This window comes from Streptomyces sp. RK9 (genome assembly GCF_045070545.1).
Taxonomy (GTDB): domain Bacteria; phylum Actinomycetota; class Actinomycetes; order Streptomycetales; family Streptomycetaceae; genus Streptomyces; species Streptomyces alboflavus.
On sequence record NZ_CP173703.1, the window covers coordinates 2,643,978 to 2,657,329 of the forward strand.

Genomic DNA, 13,352 nt, shown 5'->3' on the forward strand with positions numbered 1-13,352 from the left:
CGGGCCGCGCTTAATGTGGACGAAAGAGCAGATCCCCTGCTGAAAAGGACCGCACGATGACCGACACCGGAGAGCGCACGACGTCCCAGACGCTCGCGAAGGAGTCGCCCGACGAAGCCAGGACGGGCGGCACGGCACGGCGTGGGGGAGGCGACCCCGCGACGCGCGGGCGTACCAGCATCGCCGACGGTGTGGTCGAGAAGATCGCGGGCCTCGCCGCCCGCGACGTCGTCGGCGTGCACGCGATGGGCGGCGGCCTCGCGCGGACCTTCGGGGCCGTGCGGGACCGGGTGCCCGGCAGCTCGAAGGCCGTCACACGCGGCGTGAAGGCCGAGGTCGGCGAGGTGCAGACGGCCCTCGACCTGGAGATCGTCGTCGACTACGGAGTCTCGATCGCCGATGTCGCGCGGGACGTACGGGAGAACGTCGTCGCCGCCGTCGAGCGGATGACGGGCCTGGAGGTCGTCGAGGTGAACATCGCGGTGAGTGATGTGAAGCTGCCGGACGACGAGGACGACGAGCAGCCGTCGCGGCTTCAATAGGGGCGACGGCTCGGACCGTCGGAGGCGACGGCTCGGACCGTCCGGCGTTCCGCACCCGCGGGTGGGGCGGCCCCGCCGCGCGACCTGGGTAGAGGAGAAGCACGGGACGTACGCGGCGGCGGGCGCGGACGGCCGGGAGCATGAGGCGCGCAGGAGCGAAGGAGCGCACGATGAGCTTTGCCGTGATCGGCATGATCGCCGGAATGGCCCTCGGATTCGCCGGGTACTTCGGCGGATTCGGGGCCTTCCTCCTGGTGGCCGCCCTGGGCGCCATCGGGTTCGTGGCCGGGCGGTTCCTGGAAGGGGACCTGGAGCCCGGGGAGTTCTTCCGTCCCCGCGGCGACCGGCGGCGCTGAGCGGTGGCCGCCGACGTCGTGGGGCAGGTACCGCCCGGCGAGCGCGGCGCGACCCGGATCGCCGACCGCGTCGTCGCGAAGATCGCCGCGCGCGCGGCACGTGAGGCGCTGCCCGCGCTGCCCGACGAGGCGGCGCCACCGCACGCCACCGTGAGCGTGCGGCCCCCCGCCGGGGGCTCCGCCAGGCCGGGCGAGGCCCCGCACGGCAGCGCGCGCGTCCGCGTCAGCGTCGAACTGGACTACCCCAGCGACATCGGCCGCCAGTGCGGCGCCGTGCGTCACCGGGTCGCCGAACGGGTAAAGGCGTTGGCGGGCATGGAAGTGCCCGAGGTGGCGGTCCAGGTGGAGCGGCTGCACTCGGCGCAGGCGCGGGACGCGGCGCAGGGGAGGACCCGATGAGCGAACCCCGGCAGGCCGGTGGAACCGACCTGACCAAACCGGGCGAGGCCGTGCCCGTCATCGAGCGTGCCGCGGCCGAACCCGAACTCGACCAGTCCGCGTCCGCGGCCGCCTACCAGCCGCTGCCCACCCTCGGCGACGAGGACGGCTCCCCCCGCTTCTGGTCGGTGCGGCGGGTGCCCGCCGGGCTGCTCGCCCTGCTGATCCTCGGCGGCGCCGGGCTGCTCCTGTACGACATCGTCGCCGTGCGCGCCGACCACCCCGCGATGCGGTGGCGCCGCGATCTCGCCCGTGAGCTGGCCGAACGGCCCCTCGACAGCACGGCGGTGCTCGCCGGGGCCGCGGCGGCCGTGGCCGTCGGCCTGTGGCTCCTCGTCCTCGCCGTGACGCCCGGGCTGCGCTCCCTCCTCCCGATGCGGCGCACCCACGCCGACGTGCGCGCCGGGCTCGACCGGGGCGCCGCCGCGACGGCGCTGCGGGACCGGGCCATGGACGTGTCGGGCGTACGGTCGGTACGCGTCCGGATGAGCCGCTCCAAGGTCGACGTGCGGGCCGTGTCGCACTTCCGTGAACTCGACGACGTACGCGGCGACCTGGACGCCGCCCTCGCCGCCGCCATCCACGACCTCGGGCTCGGCCACCCGCCCGGTCTCTCCGTGCACGTGGCCCGGCCGGGCCGGAAGGGGTGACCGCGCCATGCTGCGGACCGTGAACCGTGTGCTCCTCGGCCTCCTCGGCCTCGCCCTCGTCCTGCTCGGCGGGTCCGTCCTCGCGGTCGGGCTCGGCGTCGAGCCGCCCTCGTGGTGGGTGCACGACTCCCGCGACGACGTGCTGCTGAGTGACGCCGACCGGGCGCGGTGGCGGGACGACGGCTGGTGGTGGCCCACCGTCATCGGCGTGCTCGCCGTCGTCGTGCTGCTCGCCCTGTGGTGGCTCACCGCCCAACTGCGGCGGCGGCGCCTCGCGGAGGTCCTGGTCGAGACCGGGGACGGGGAGGGCGCGCTGCTGCGGGGGCGGGCCATGGAGAGCGTCCTCGAGACCGAGGCCGCGGCGCTCGACGGCGTCGAGCGGGCCCGGGTGCGGCTCACCGGGCGGCGCAACGCCCCCGAGGCGCGGGTCGGGCTCGTCCTCGGCGCCGACGCCGTGCCCGCGGAGGCCTTGCATCGCACCTGCGAGGAGGCGTTGGCGCATGCGCGGGACTCCGCCGGTCTGGGGCGGCTGCCGGCCACGGTGCTCCTGCGTGCCGTGAAGCACCGCGCCGAACGCGTCAGCTGAACGTGGGGTCTGCCCCGGTCGGCGGCGGCCACCCACCCCTCCGGGCACCGCGGCCCCGGGGGCGCCCCCGGCCCACCCCCGCCCGGCCTCCGCCGACCACCCTCGCCCCGTCCCCGCGCTCCACCTCGCCGTGGGCGGCAGCCCCGCCGCCGCTGCGCGGCGGCCTCTCCCACCCACCCGCCCGGAACTGTGGGGCCCGCCTCGCCCCCGGGCGGCTTTGGCCGACCACCCTCGCCCCGTCCCCGCGCTCCACCTCGCCGTGGGCGGCAGCCCCGCCGCCGCTGCGCGGCGGCCTCTCCCACCCGCCCGCCCGGAACTGTGGGACCCGCCTCGCCCCTCAGCGGCTTCCGCCCACCGTCCTGGCCCCGAGCCCGCCCTGGCCCTGAGCCCGCCCTCGCCCCGAACCCGCCCTCGCCCCGGACCCTCGGAGCACCCGGCGCCCCGGGTACCCCCACCCACCTCGCCCCGAGCCCCCACCCCACGTCCCACAGCAAACGGGTGGGCGGGTGGGAGAAACCCCGTCGCGGTAGCGGCGGGCACCCCCACCGAGCCGCGGGCTGGAAACCCCGTCGCGTTAGCGGCGGGCACCCCCACCCAGCCGCAGGCTAGAAGCCGTGTCGCGCCCCGCCGTCCACGGGCAGCATCACGCCGGTGAGGTACGACGCCGCGGGGGAGAGGAGGAACGCGGCGGTGCGGCCGAACTCCTGGGGGGTGCCGTAGCGGCGCAGCGGGATGCGGGACTCGTGGGCCGCGCGGGTCGCCTCCGGGTCGGCGGAGAAGCCGTCGAGTTCACGGACGCGGTCGGTGTCGATGCGGGCCGGGAGGAGGCCGACCACGCGGATGCCGCGGGGCCCCAACTCGTCGGCGAGGGACTTGGCGAAGCCCGCGAGGCCGGGGCGCAGGCCGTTGGAGACGGTGAGGCCGGGGATCGGCTCGTGCACGGACGCGGAGAGGACGAAGCCGATGACACCGCCCTCGCCCAGCTCCGCCGCGGCGGTGCGCGCGAGGCGTACCGCGCCGAGGAAGACGGAGTCGAAAGCGGCCTGCCACTGCTCGTCGGTGTTGTCGGCGACGAAGCCGGGCGGCGGCCCGCCGACGCTGACGAGGATGCCGTCGAAGCCGCCGAAGTGCTCGCGCGCCGCCGCCACGAGGCGGTCCGCGACGCCCGGATCGGCGTTGTCCGCGCCGATGCCCACCGCGTTCGGGCCGAGCTCCGCGGCCGCCGCGGCGGCCGTCTTCTCGTCGCGGCCGGTCAGGACGACCTTCGCGCCGTCCGCGACCAGCTCACGGGCGGCGGCGTTGCCGAGGCCACGGGTGGCGCCGGTGACGACGTACACACGGTTGTTCAGTCCAAGATCCATGGTCCTATCCTGCCGCGTCGGTGCCGAAGAGGGCGAGGGCGGTGCCCACGAGGCCCACGTGGCTGAAGGCCTGCGGGAAGTTGCCCAACTGGCGCGCGGCCACGGGGTCGTACTCCTCCGCGAGCAGCCCCACGTCGTTGCGGAGCGCGAGCAGCCGCTCGAAGAGGGCGCGGGCCTCCTTGGTGCGGTCGGTGAGGTGCAGCGCGTCGGCGAGCCAGAAGGAGCAGACGAGGAAGGTTCCCTCGCCGCCGGGCAGGCCGTCCACGGTGGCCGTGAGGCCGTCCACGGTGGCCGTGGGCGCGGGGACGGCGTCGTCCACCACGGCGCCCTCGACCGAGTACCGCCGCAGCAGCCCCTCGCGCATGCCCAGTTCGTCCCGCACCGCCTCGATCGTGCCGATCACCCGCGGGTCGTCCGGCGGCAGGAACCCCACGCGCGGGATCAGGAGCAGCGCGGCGTCGAGCTCGCGCGAGCCGTACGACTGCGTGAAGGTGCGGCGCTCCGCGTCGTAGCCGCGGGCGCAGACCTCCGCGTGGATGTCGTCGCGCAGCCGCCGCCAGCGCGTCACGTCGCCGGGCAGCGCCGGGTCGTCCTCCATCGCGCGCACGGTGCGGTCCGCGGCGACCCACGCCATCACTTTGGAGTGCACGAAGTGCCGGCGCGGGCCGCGCACCTCCCACAGGCCCTCGTCCTTCTCGCGCCAGCAGTGGCGCAGGAACTCCATGAGGGAGAGCTGAAGCCGCCAGCCGTGCGGGCGGGTGGCGAGGCCGGCGCGGCGGGCCAGGGTGAGGGAGTCGACGACCTCTCCGTAGACGTCGAGCTGGCGCTGGCTGACCGCCCGGTTGCCGATGCGCACGGGCGCCGAGCCCTCGTACCCGGGCAGCCACCCCGCCTCGTACTCCGGCAGCCGCCGCTCACCCGCGAGGCCGTACATGATCTGGAGGTCGGCGGGGTCGCCCGCCACCGCGCGCAGCAGCCAGTCGCGCCACGCCTCGGCCTCCTCCAGGTAGCCCGCGGCGAGCAGCGCGCCGAGCGTGAGCGTGGAGTCGCGCAGCCAGCAGTAGCGGTAGTCCCAGTTGCGGACGCCGCCGATCTCCTCGGGCAGGGAGGTGGTGGGGGCGGCGACGATGCCGCCGGTCGGGGCGTAGGTGAGGGCCTTGAGGGTGATGAGGGAGCGTATGACCGCGTCGCGATGAGGGCCTTCGTAGCGGCAGCGGGCCGCCCAGGCCCGCCAGTCATCGACGCTGTCGCGCAGCGCCTGTTCGGTGTCGAGCGGCTTCGGGGCCGGTTCGTGCGAGGGGTGCCAGGTGAGGACGAACGTCACGCGCTGCCCGGCGGCCACGGTGAACTCGGAGTACGTGGTGAAGTCGCGGCCCTCGGTACGGACCTCCGGATCGGTGCGCAGCCACACGGAGTCGGGGCCCGCGACCGCCACCCGGTGGCCGTCGGCGCGGCGCATCCACGGCACGATCGAGCCGTGGTCGAAGCGCAGCCGGAGCGTGCTGTCCACGGTCACCTCGCCCCGGAGGCCCTCGACGACGCGGACGAGGTCGGGGGCGCGGTCGCGCTGCGGCATGAAGTCGGTCACGCGGACCGAGCCGTCCGGGGTGTCCCACTCGGTGTCGAGGACGAGGGTGTCGGGGCGGTAGGCGCGGCGGGTGCAGACGTCGGCGTCCTTCGGCGCGAGGCGCCAGTGGCCGTTCTCTTCGTCGCCCAGGAGCGCGGCGAAACAGGCCCCGGAGTCGAAGCGCGGCAGGCACAGCCAGTCCACGGATCCGGTGCGGGAGACCAGGGCGGCCGTCTGGTGGTCGCCGATCAGGGCGTAGTCCTCGATGGGGCGGCGCTGGGGTTGTGACACGGGTGACGGCTTCCCGGTTCGGCGACGTGTCAACCGGAACAGGGGGCGGGGGTCCGCAGGGTCGGGCGGGTCGGGTGCGCCGGGTGGGGCGGGAGTTTCGGCGGGTCGGGTGCGCCGGGCGGGTCGGGTGCGCCGGGGTCAGGCCGTCCCGGGGGAGGCCTGGGCCGTCGCCGGGGAAGCCGCCTCGGCCTCCTCGCCGTCCTCCGCCTGCTCCGCCGCCGCCCGCGCCGCCGCCTCGATGCGGTCCTTGCGCTCGCGCCGGACAAGGACGATCCAGCCCGCGGGCACCCCGGCGGCGAACAGCCACCACTGCACGGCGTACGCCATGTGCGCGCCGATCCCGCTGTGGTCGGGCTCGGCGAGGAGCTGGGGGGAGCCGCCGTGGTCCGGCGCGGTCTGCTCGATGTAGCCGCCGAGCACCTTCTTGCCCAGGGCGTGCGCCTGCTGCCCGCTGCTGATCAGCATGATCTGGCGGTCGGGCAGTCCGCGTACGTCCTTGATGCCGCTGGCCGCGGACGTCTCGTCGCCCATGAGCCGGCCGGTGACGGTGATCTCGCCGCGGGGCGGGGCGGGGATCTTCGGGAAGGCGGTCTGGGGGCCGTCCGCCGGGATCCAGCCGCGGTTGACGAGCAGCACCTTGCCGTCGTCGAGGACGAACGGGGTCAGGACGTGGAAGCCGACCTCGTCGTCGGAGTTGGTGCGGCGGCGCACGACGACCTCGTCCTCGGGGTCGAAGGTGCCCTTGGCCGTCACCCGGCGGTAGACCGCGGAGTCCGGTACGTCACGGCCCGGCGCGGTCAGCCGCTCGGCGGGGACCGGCGCGGCGTCGAGCGCCCTGCCGATCTTCTGGTTGTGCGCCACGCGCTTCTCGTGGCGGTGCAGCTGCCAGAAGCCCAGCTCGATCATCACGGGGATGAGGACGAGGCCGACGAGGGTGAGGATCACCCATTGGCGGGTCAGGAGGAAGCGGTACACGGCTTCGACGTTACCCCGCGTGGGAAAGCCCTCCGACGGGAGGGCCCCCGCTCACACCCGGTCGACGATCCCCACCCGCCCCTCCGCGCGGGCGCAGTGCGCCCCGCAGTACCAGTGACCCTCGACCTCGACGCCCTGCCCGATGATGCGGCACCGGCAGTGCTCGCAGATGGGCGCCATGCGGTGGATGGCGCAGGCGAAGCAGTCGAAGACGTGCACCGCACCCTGGGCATGAACTTCGAAGGACATGCCGTAGTCGTTTCCGCAGACCTCACAACGTGCCATGCGCCACAGAGTGGGACGCGGCGGCGGCGTGGGGCGAGCGGCGGACGGGCGAGTCGCCCGGCAATCACCCGTCTGACGCGGACCGTGTGGCGGTCATCTTTCTGCCGGGGTCTCCGCCGGGGCCACGTCCTGGAGGAGCTGGCCGAAGGCCGCCTCGTCGATGACCGGAGTGCCGTACGCCCGGGCCTTCGTCGTCTTCGACGTGCCGGAGTCCGGGTCGTTCGTGACGAGGAGGCTCGTCAGCCGCGACACGCTCGTCGCGATGTGCAGGCCCGCCTCGAACGCCCGGTCCTCCAGGAGCTCGCGGTCCACGGAGGTGTCCCCGGAGAAGGCGACGCGCATGCCCTGCTTGAGCGGCTTGCCGTCCTCCCACCGCCCCGGGTTCGGGAACGGGCAGGCGGGGCGCTTGCGGGAGGGGCGCCAACTGCCGGACTGGTACGAGGAGTACGCCGAGAACGACGACGTGGAGGAGCCGGTGGCGGGCCCGCCCTGGCGGCCGATGCGGGCGCCGCCGTCGGACCACTCGGTGAGCGGGCGGCACTCCAGGAGCGGTAGCCGCACGCCGTCGCTCGCCGCCGCGCGCAGGCTCGGCCGGAACGCCTCGGCGAGGACCCGGGCGTCGTCGAGGGCGTGGTGGGCCTGGCGCTGGACGACGCCGAAGTGGGCGGCGAGGGACTCCAGCTTGTGGTTGGGCAGCGGCAGGCCGAGCTCCTTGGAGAGCGCGATGGTGCACAGGCGCTGCCGGACGGGGGCGGTGCGCTCCGCGCGGGCGTACTCCCTGGCGATCATCGACCAGTCGAAGACGGCGTTGTGCGCGACGAGGACGCGGTCCGCGAGGCGGGTCGCGAACTCCTCGGCGATGTCCGCGAAGAGCGGGGCGTCGGCAAGCTTGTCGCTCGTCAGACCGTGGATCCAGACCGGGCCCGGGTCGCGCTGCGGGTTCACCAGCGTGTACCAGTGGTCCTCGACGTCGCCGCGGGCGTCCAGGCGGTAGACCGCGGCCGAGATGATCCGGTCGTCTCTGGACAGGCCGGTGGTCTCGACGTCGACGACCGCGTACCCGGAGGGGTAGGCGGTCGGCCAGGGGGTCTCGGACCCCGGCGCCGTCGCGTCGGTCGTCGCCGGAGTGGCCGGACTCGCCGATGTCGCGGTCGGCGGTGCGGTCGTGCGGTCTTCGAGCATGGTCCATGAGGATACGGGCCGCGACTGACAGTCAGGTCCCAGGGCCGGGGGCAGTCACCTTTCCGGGGCCGGGGCGGTCACCTCGCGGGGGTGGTGGCGGCGGCTTCCGTGCCGGACCGTCAGTCTCCGGAGGGGGGTTCGAGCAACCCCGCCACCAGGGCCCGCACCGACAGGGTGAACAGCCGCTCCGTGTCCGGCGGCCGGGCGAGGGCGCGGGCGAGGGCCGGGTCCTGCTCGGCGGCCCGCGCGTCCCACAGTTCCTGCTCGCCGGGGCGCTGCACCGGCGCCCGCTCGCGGTTGCGCTCGACCAGGACGTGACCGACGACATGGATCTGGACGGCGCGCACGGCGTCGGCGGCCCGGGCGCCGCGCAGCCCCGCCGCGTGCACCTCGTGCACCAGGGCCCGCTGCGCGGGCAGGAACATCCGCTCCGTCAGGCCGCGTTCGTGGACCATCGCGATGAGGTGCGGGTGGTCGCGAAGGAGCCGGCGCAGGGCGCGCGCCACGGACACGATGCGCCGGGCGGGCGTGCCCCCGCCCGGCCGGATCTCCCCGAGCTCGGCGACGGTGCGCTCGACGAGGGCGTCAAGGAGCTGCTCGCGGTTGCCGACGTGCCAGTAGATCGAGGTGACGGCCGTGCCCAGCTCGGCGGCGAGCCCCCGCATGGTCAGGGCGTCGGGACCGTGCTGCTTGACGAGGCCCGCGGCGGCGGCGATGACCTGTTCCCGGTCCAGATGCGCACGCGTCTCTTTACCCTTCACGGCTCCTGTTGTAACTGTGTTACAGAACCGCCGCAAGTATCTGACAGCCCGTCGGCGAAGGGTGGTACGGCATGGCACGCGTACGCTACGGCGCGCGCACCGAGGCCGAAATGGCCGCGACGCGCACCGCGAACACCAGGCTCCCCGACATCTGGTCCACGGGAGTGGTGGCCGTGTGGGAGAGCGACCCGGACGTGGTGGCGGCGGTCCTGCCACCGCCACTGAAGCCCGCGGGCCGCCCCCTGGTGCGGGCAGGCATCAGCAGGGTGGAGCTCGCGGGCTATCCGCTGGGCGCGGGTTCGGTGGCCGTCGCGGCGGAGCACGGCGGGGTGGCGGGCTGGTATCCGCTGGTGATGCCGATGACGCACGAGCGCGCACTGACCGGCGGCCGTGAGGTCTTCGGCGAGCCCAAGAAGCTGGGCGACGTCACCGTCGAGCGCGACGGCCTGGTGGTGCGGGCCGCCATGGCCCGGCACGGCATCGCGTTCGTGGAGGTGCGCGGCGCCGTGAGCGGGAGCCTGCCGCTGCCGGAGCCCACGCGGAAGACCGACTTCTACTTCAAGTTCCTGCCCGCGGTGGACGGTTCGGGCTTCGACACGGACCCGGTGCTCGTGCACTGCGTACGCGAGGAGCGGGTCCGCAGGCTGGAGAGCGTCACCGGGGACGTGGTGCTGCGCGAGTCGATGTACGACCCGGTGGCGGACCTGCCCGTGCGCCGCCTGGTGGAGCTGACCATCGGCGAGAAGACCAGCGACCAGCGGGGCAGGGTGGTGGAGCGCGTCGACGCGCAGGCGCTGCTGCCCTACATCCACCAGCGCTACGACGACCCGCGGCAGATCCTGGACGGCCCGCCCGAGGGGAGCGTCTGACATGGAGCTGCGCCGGGGGCAGGTCGCCGTCGTCACGGGCGCGGCGAGCGGCGTCGGGCTCGCCCTCGCACGGCGGTTCGCGGCGGACGGCCTCACCGTCGTGCTCGCCGACGTCGAGGCGGACGCCCTGGAGAAGGCGGCGGCCGGGCTGCGCGCGGACGGGGCGAGCGTGCACGCGCGCGTGGTCGACGTCGGCGTGCGCGAGCAGGTCGCCGCACTCGCCGACGACACGTACGACCGGTTCGGCGCCGTGCACGTCCTGTGCAACAACGCCGGGGTCGGCTCCGGCGCCGAGGGCCGGATGTGGGAGCACGATCCGAACGACTGGAAGTGGGCCTTCGAAGTCAACGTGTGGGGTGTCTTCCACGGCATCCAGGCGTTCGTGCCGCGCATGCTCGCGGGCGGCGAGGAGGGCCACGTCGTCAACACCTCCTCCGGGGACGGCGGTATCGCGCCGCTGCCGACGGCGTCCGTGTACGCGGTCACCAAGGCGGCCGTCGTGACGATGACGGAGTCCCTGTACGCGCACCTCAAGGCGGAGCACGCGCGCGTGGGCGCCTCCGTGCTCTTCCCCGGGCCGCACATGCTGCGCACCGGCCTGTGGGAGTCGCACCGCAACCGCCCCGAGCGGTACGCCAAGTCCCGCCCCCGCAGGACGCCCTACCGCAGCCTCGGCCAGTGGGAGGCGGCCATGCGCGAGGCCGGGCAGGAGGTCGCGTTCACGCCCGTGGAGGACGTGGCGGACCTGGTGGCCGAGGGCGTCGCGGCGGGCCGCTTCTGGCTGCTGCCCGCGAGCGAGCACAGCGACCGGCAGATCCGGGCCCGCGCGCAGTCGATGCTCGGCCGGACCGACCCGTCGTACCTGGAGAGCTTCATCCTGGACTGAGGGAGCCGCCATGACGGACCCGCACGACACCGAAGAATCCCGACAGGGCTTCGCGGAGCCCTATGTGATCGTGTCCTCCGACTGCCACGCCGGTCTGCCCACCGAGGAGTACCGGCCCTACCTGGACGCCCGGTTCCACCGGGACTTCGACGAGTTCCTCGGCGGGCGCGAGCGGCGCCGCGAGGAGATGACCCGGCTCGGCATCCGCAACGAGGCCTTCGCCGACCGGTGGTTCAGCGACAACGAGGAAGGCCTCAGGGGCGGCTGGGACCCCGCGCAGCGGCTCAAGGAGCTGGACGGCGACGGGGTGGCCGCGGAGGTCGTCTTCCCGGACGCCGACGCCGTGGACAGCCGGACCGCCGCGCCCTTCGGAGTGGGCCTCGGCCTCTCCGGGGACCAGGACCCCGACCTCGGCATGGCGGGCGCCCGGGCGCACAACCGCTGGCTCGCCGACTTCGTGTCGGGGAACCCCGAACGGCACTGCGGCGTCGCCCTGCTGCCCGTCACCGGAGAGGTCGACCGGGTCGTCGCCGAGATCCACCGCGCCAAGGAGTCGGGGCTCGGCGCCCTGATGATCCCCTCCATGTGGGTCGACAAGGCGCCCTACCACGACCGGCGTTACGACCCCGTATGGGCCGCCGCGGCCGAGTGCGCGATGCCCGTGCTCACCCACTCCGGGGCCGCGCCCCGCGACGAGTACGGCGACCACCTCGGCATCTACGTCTCCGAAGTGACCTGGTGGCCCGCCCGCCCCCTGTGGTTCCTGCTCTGGTCCGGGGTCTTCGAGCGGCACCCGGGGCTCAGGTTCGGGGTCGCGGAGTCGGGCTGCTGGTGGCTGCCGAACCTGCTGTGGTTCATGGACCGGCTGTACCTGGGCGCGCACGGCGGCAAGAAGCTGTCGCCGTTCGCCGAGCTGAAGCGCCCGCCGCACGAGTACCTGGACCGGCAGATCTTCGTCTGCGCCACCAACACCAAGCGCCGCGAGCTGGCCCAGCGCTACGAGATCGGCGTCGACAACATCCTCTGGGGCAGCGACTTCCCGCACCCCGAGGGCACCTGGCCCGACACGCGCGCGTGGCTCGCGAGGACCTTCCACGACATCCCCGTCGACGAGACCCGCCGCATGCTGGGCCTCGCCGCGGCCGAGGTCTTCGGCTTCGACACCGCGAAGCTCGCCCCGCTGGCCCGCCGCATCGGCCCGACCCCCGCCGACCTCGGCCAGGACTCCGACCAGCGCGCCGTAGCGGCCTCCTGGGCCCGCTCGCGCGAGACGGGCCGCCACTGGCTGACCGGCCACGACTTCCCGACGCTCGGGGTGACCCCATGACGGACACAAGGACGTACGCCGACACCGACCGCTACACCGTCATCTCCGCCGACTGCCACGCCGGCGCCGACCTCCTCGACTACAAGCCCTACCTGGCCGCCCGCCACCACGAGGCCTTCGACGCCTGGGCGGCCACCTACGTCAATCCGTACGAGGACCTGCTCGCCGACACCGCCGACCGCAACTGGAACTCCGACCGCCGCGTCGCCGAGCTGGAGGCCGACGGCATCGTCGCCGAGGTGGTGTTCCCGAACACCATCCCGCCGTTCTTCCCGTCGGCGTCCCTGATGGCCCCGGCGCCGACCCGGCAGGAGTACGAGCAGCGCTGGGCCGGACTGCGCGCCCACAACCGCTGGCTCGCGGACTTCTGCGCGGCGGCACCCGGGCGCCGCGCGGGCGTCTTCCAGATCCTGCTCAACGACGTCGACGAGGCCGTCAGGGAGGTCCGCCGGTGCGTCGACGCGGGTCTCACCGGCGGGGTCCTCGTGCCCGGCACGCCGCCGGGGTCGGGCCTGCCCGAGCTGTACTCGCAGACGTACGACCCGCTGTGGGCGGTCTGCGCGGAGCTCGGCGTGCCCGTGAACCACCACGCGGGCTCGGCCTCGCCGCCGCTCGGCGACGAGCCCGCCGCGCGCGCGGTGTTCATGGTGGAGACGACGTGGTTCTCCCACCGGGCGCTGTGGCACCTGATGTTCGGCGGCGCTTTCCGGCGCCACCCCGAGCTGAAGCTGGTCCTCACCGAGCAGGGCTCCGGCTGGATCCCGGGCGTGCTCGCGATGCTGGACTACTACCACGGGCGGCTCGTCGCGGCCGTCGCGCGCCGGGACACCGCCGAGGCCAAGTTCGGCGCCGGGCTCTCCGAGGCCATGGGCAAGGGTCCCTCCGAGGTGTGGCGGGACAACTGCTTCGTCGGCGCCAGCTTCATGCGTCCGCACGAGGCGGCGGTGCGCGACCGCGTCGGCCTCGACAAGATCATGTGGGGCAGCGACTACCCGCACGACGAGGGCACCCACCCCTTCTCGCGCGAGGGCCTGCGCGCCGCCTACGCGGGCCTGCCCCCGGCCGAGGTCGCGGCCATGGCGGGCGGCAACGCGGCCCGCGTGTACGGCTTCGACCTGGGGCGCCTCGACGCCGTCGCGGCGCGCGTCGGGCCCACCGTCCAGGAGCTCGCCGAACCCCTGAAGGAGGCCCCGGCCGGGGCGACGAGCCCGGTGTTCGCGCCCGGCGGGCAGACGAGGGTCTGGTGAGCCTCCCGGTGCGCCGCTGCCGCACGGGC

15 protein-coding genes are annotated in these 13,352 nt (G+C 74.5%); 9 read left to right on the forward strand and 6 right to left on the reverse strand.

Going from position 1 to position 13,352, the window contains the following annotated elements:
- Positions 1-56: 56 nt before the first annotated feature.
- The 5 genes from AB6L24_RS10685 (at position 57) to amaP (ending at position 2,572) form a co-directional block, all read left to right on the forward strand.
- On the forward strand, positions 57-542 hold the full coding sequence (locus tag AB6L24_RS10685) for an Asp23/Gls24 family envelope stress response protein (RefSeq protein WP_380851084.1): 486 nt from the start codon (positions 57-59) through the stop codon (positions 540-542).
- A gap of 170 nt (positions 543-712) precedes the next feature.
- Positions 713-898 (forward strand): hypothetical protein, encoded by a 186-nt coding sequence (locus AB6L24_RS10690; protein ID WP_030361341.1) that lies wholly within the window; start codon positions 713-715, stop codon positions 896-898.
- Between the two features lie 3 nt (positions 899-901).
- Positions 902-1,297 (forward strand): hypothetical protein, encoded by a 396-nt coding sequence (locus AB6L24_RS10695; RefSeq protein WP_380851081.1) that lies wholly within the window; start codon positions 902-904, stop codon positions 1,295-1,297.
- Complete coding sequence (locus AB6L24_RS10700; protein WP_405654553.1) at positions 1,294-1,986, forward strand: DUF6286 domain-containing protein; 693 nt, start codon at positions 1,294-1,296, stop codon at positions 1,984-1,986. Before AB6L24_RS10695 ends, AB6L24_RS10700 begins: the two co-directional genes overlap by 4 nt.
- Before the next feature lie 7 nt (positions 1,987-1,993).
- Entirely contained in the window at positions 1,994-2,572 is a 579-nt protein-coding gene (amaP, locus tag AB6L24_RS10705) for an alkaline shock response membrane anchor protein AmaP (RefSeq protein ID WP_030361344.1), read from the forward strand.
- Positions 2,573-3,177: 605 nt separating this feature from the next.
- Here amaP and AB6L24_RS10710 read toward each other — a convergent pair.
- The 6 genes from AB6L24_RS10710 to AB6L24_RS10735 form a co-directional block, all read right to left on the reverse strand.
- A complete protein-coding gene (locus tag AB6L24_RS10710) occupies positions 3,178-3,933 on the reverse strand; it encodes an SDR family oxidoreductase (RefSeq protein WP_030361345.1) in 756 nt (251 codons plus the stop codon).
- A gap of 4 nt (positions 3,934-3,937) precedes the next feature.
- Positions 3,938-5,791, reverse strand: coding sequence for a glycoside hydrolase family 15 protein (locus AB6L24_RS10715; RefSeq protein ID WP_405654557.1), 1,854 nt, complete (start codon positions 5,789-5,791; stop codon positions 3,938-3,940).
- Between the two features lie 138 nt (positions 5,792-5,929).
- The gene (locus AB6L24_RS10720; RefSeq protein ID WP_405654560.1) at positions 5,930-6,766 is read right to left on the reverse strand and encodes an SURF1 family protein; all 837 of its coding nucleotides are present in this window, start codon (positions 6,764-6,766) and stop codon (positions 5,930-5,932) included.
- Between the two features lie 51 nt (positions 6,767-6,817).
- Positions 6,818-7,051 (reverse strand): hypothetical protein, encoded by a 234-nt coding sequence (locus AB6L24_RS10725; RefSeq protein WP_087883543.1) that lies wholly within the window; start codon positions 7,049-7,051, stop codon positions 6,818-6,820.
- A 93-nt stretch (positions 7,052-7,144) separates the two neighbouring features.
- Positions 7,145-8,233 carry a DEDDh family exonuclease gene (locus tag AB6L24_RS10730; protein WP_380851069.1) on the reverse strand — a complete coding sequence of 363 codons (1,089 nt, stop codon included), beginning with the start codon at positions 8,231-8,233 and terminating at the stop codon, positions 7,145-7,147.
- 119 nt (positions 8,234-8,352) lie between these two features.
- Entirely contained in the window at positions 8,353-8,994 is a 642-nt protein-coding gene (locus AB6L24_RS10735; protein WP_405654563.1) for a TetR/AcrR family transcriptional regulator, read from the reverse strand.
- 71 nt (positions 8,995-9,065) lie between these two features.
- Here AB6L24_RS10735 and AB6L24_RS10740 point away from each other — a divergent pair, with 71 nt between their 5' ends.
- Genes AB6L24_RS10740 through AB6L24_RS10755 form a run of 4 tightly spaced genes read left to right on the forward strand, consistent with a single transcriptional unit; the run spans position 9,066 to position 13,323 of the window.
- Complete coding sequence (locus tag AB6L24_RS10740) at positions 9,066-9,863, forward strand: acetoacetate decarboxylase family protein (RefSeq protein ID WP_405654565.1); 798 nt, start codon at positions 9,066-9,068, stop codon at positions 9,861-9,863.
- A 1-nt stretch (position 9,864) separates the two neighbouring features.
- Complete coding sequence (locus AB6L24_RS10745) at positions 9,865-10,749, forward strand: SDR family NAD(P)-dependent oxidoreductase (protein ID WP_405654567.1); 885 nt, start codon at positions 9,865-9,867, stop codon at positions 10,747-10,749.
- Between the two features lie 10 nt (positions 10,750-10,759).
- Positions 10,760-12,076, forward strand: a complete 1,317-nt coding sequence (locus AB6L24_RS10750; RefSeq protein ID WP_405654569.1) for an amidohydrolase family protein — start codon at positions 10,760-10,762, stop codon at positions 12,074-12,076.
- On the forward strand, positions 12,073-13,323 hold the full coding sequence (locus AB6L24_RS10755; protein WP_405654571.1) for an amidohydrolase family protein: 1,251 nt from the start codon (positions 12,073-12,075) through the stop codon (positions 13,321-13,323). The genes AB6L24_RS10750 and AB6L24_RS10755 overlap by 4 nt, the downstream gene beginning before the upstream one ends.
- Positions 13,324-13,352 lie beyond the last annotated feature (29 nt).

What these genes read in the sequence shown, in the direction of transcription:
- AB6L24_RS10685 (WP_380851084.1), top strand. Translation starts at nt 57, where the DNA reads ATGACCGACACCGGAGAGCGCACGACGTCCCAGACGCTCGCGAAGGAG.
- AB6L24_RS10690 (WP_030361341.1), top strand. Translation starts at nt 713, where the DNA reads ATGAGCTTTGCCGTGATCGGCATGATCGCCGGAATGGCCCTCGGATTC.
- AB6L24_RS10700 (WP_405654553.1), top strand. Translation starts at nt 1,294, where the DNA reads ATGAGCGAACCCCGGCAGGCCGGTGGAACCGACCTGACCAAACCGGGC.
- amaP (WP_030361344.1), top strand. Translation starts at nt 1,994, where the DNA reads ATGCTGCGGACCGTGAACCGTGTGCTCCTCGGCCTCCTCGGCCTCGCC.
- AB6L24_RS10710 (WP_030361345.1), bottom strand. Translation starts at nt 3,933, where the DNA reads ATGGATCTTGGACTGAACAACCGTGTGTACGTCGTCACCGGCGCCACC.
- AB6L24_RS10725 (WP_087883543.1), bottom strand. Translation starts at nt 7,051, where the DNA reads ATGGCACGTTGTGAGGTCTGCGGAAACGACTACGGCATGTCCTTCGAA.
- AB6L24_RS10730 (WP_380851069.1), bottom strand. Translation starts at nt 8,233, where the DNA reads ATGCTCGAAGACCGCACGACCGCACCGCCGACCGCGACATCGGCGAGT.
- AB6L24_RS10740 (WP_405654565.1), top strand. Translation starts at nt 9,066, where the DNA reads ATGGCACGCGTACGCTACGGCGCGCGCACCGAGGCCGAAATGGCCGCG.
- AB6L24_RS10745 (WP_405654567.1), top strand. Translation starts at nt 9,865, where the DNA reads ATGGAGCTGCGCCGGGGGCAGGTCGCCGTCGTCACGGGCGCGGCGAGC.
- AB6L24_RS10750 (WP_405654569.1), top strand. Translation starts at nt 10,760, where the DNA reads ATGACGGACCCGCACGACACCGAAGAATCCCGACAGGGCTTCGCGGAG.
- AB6L24_RS10755 (WP_405654571.1), top strand. Translation starts at nt 12,073, where the DNA reads ATGACGGACACAAGGACGTACGCCGACACCGACCGCTACACCGTCATC.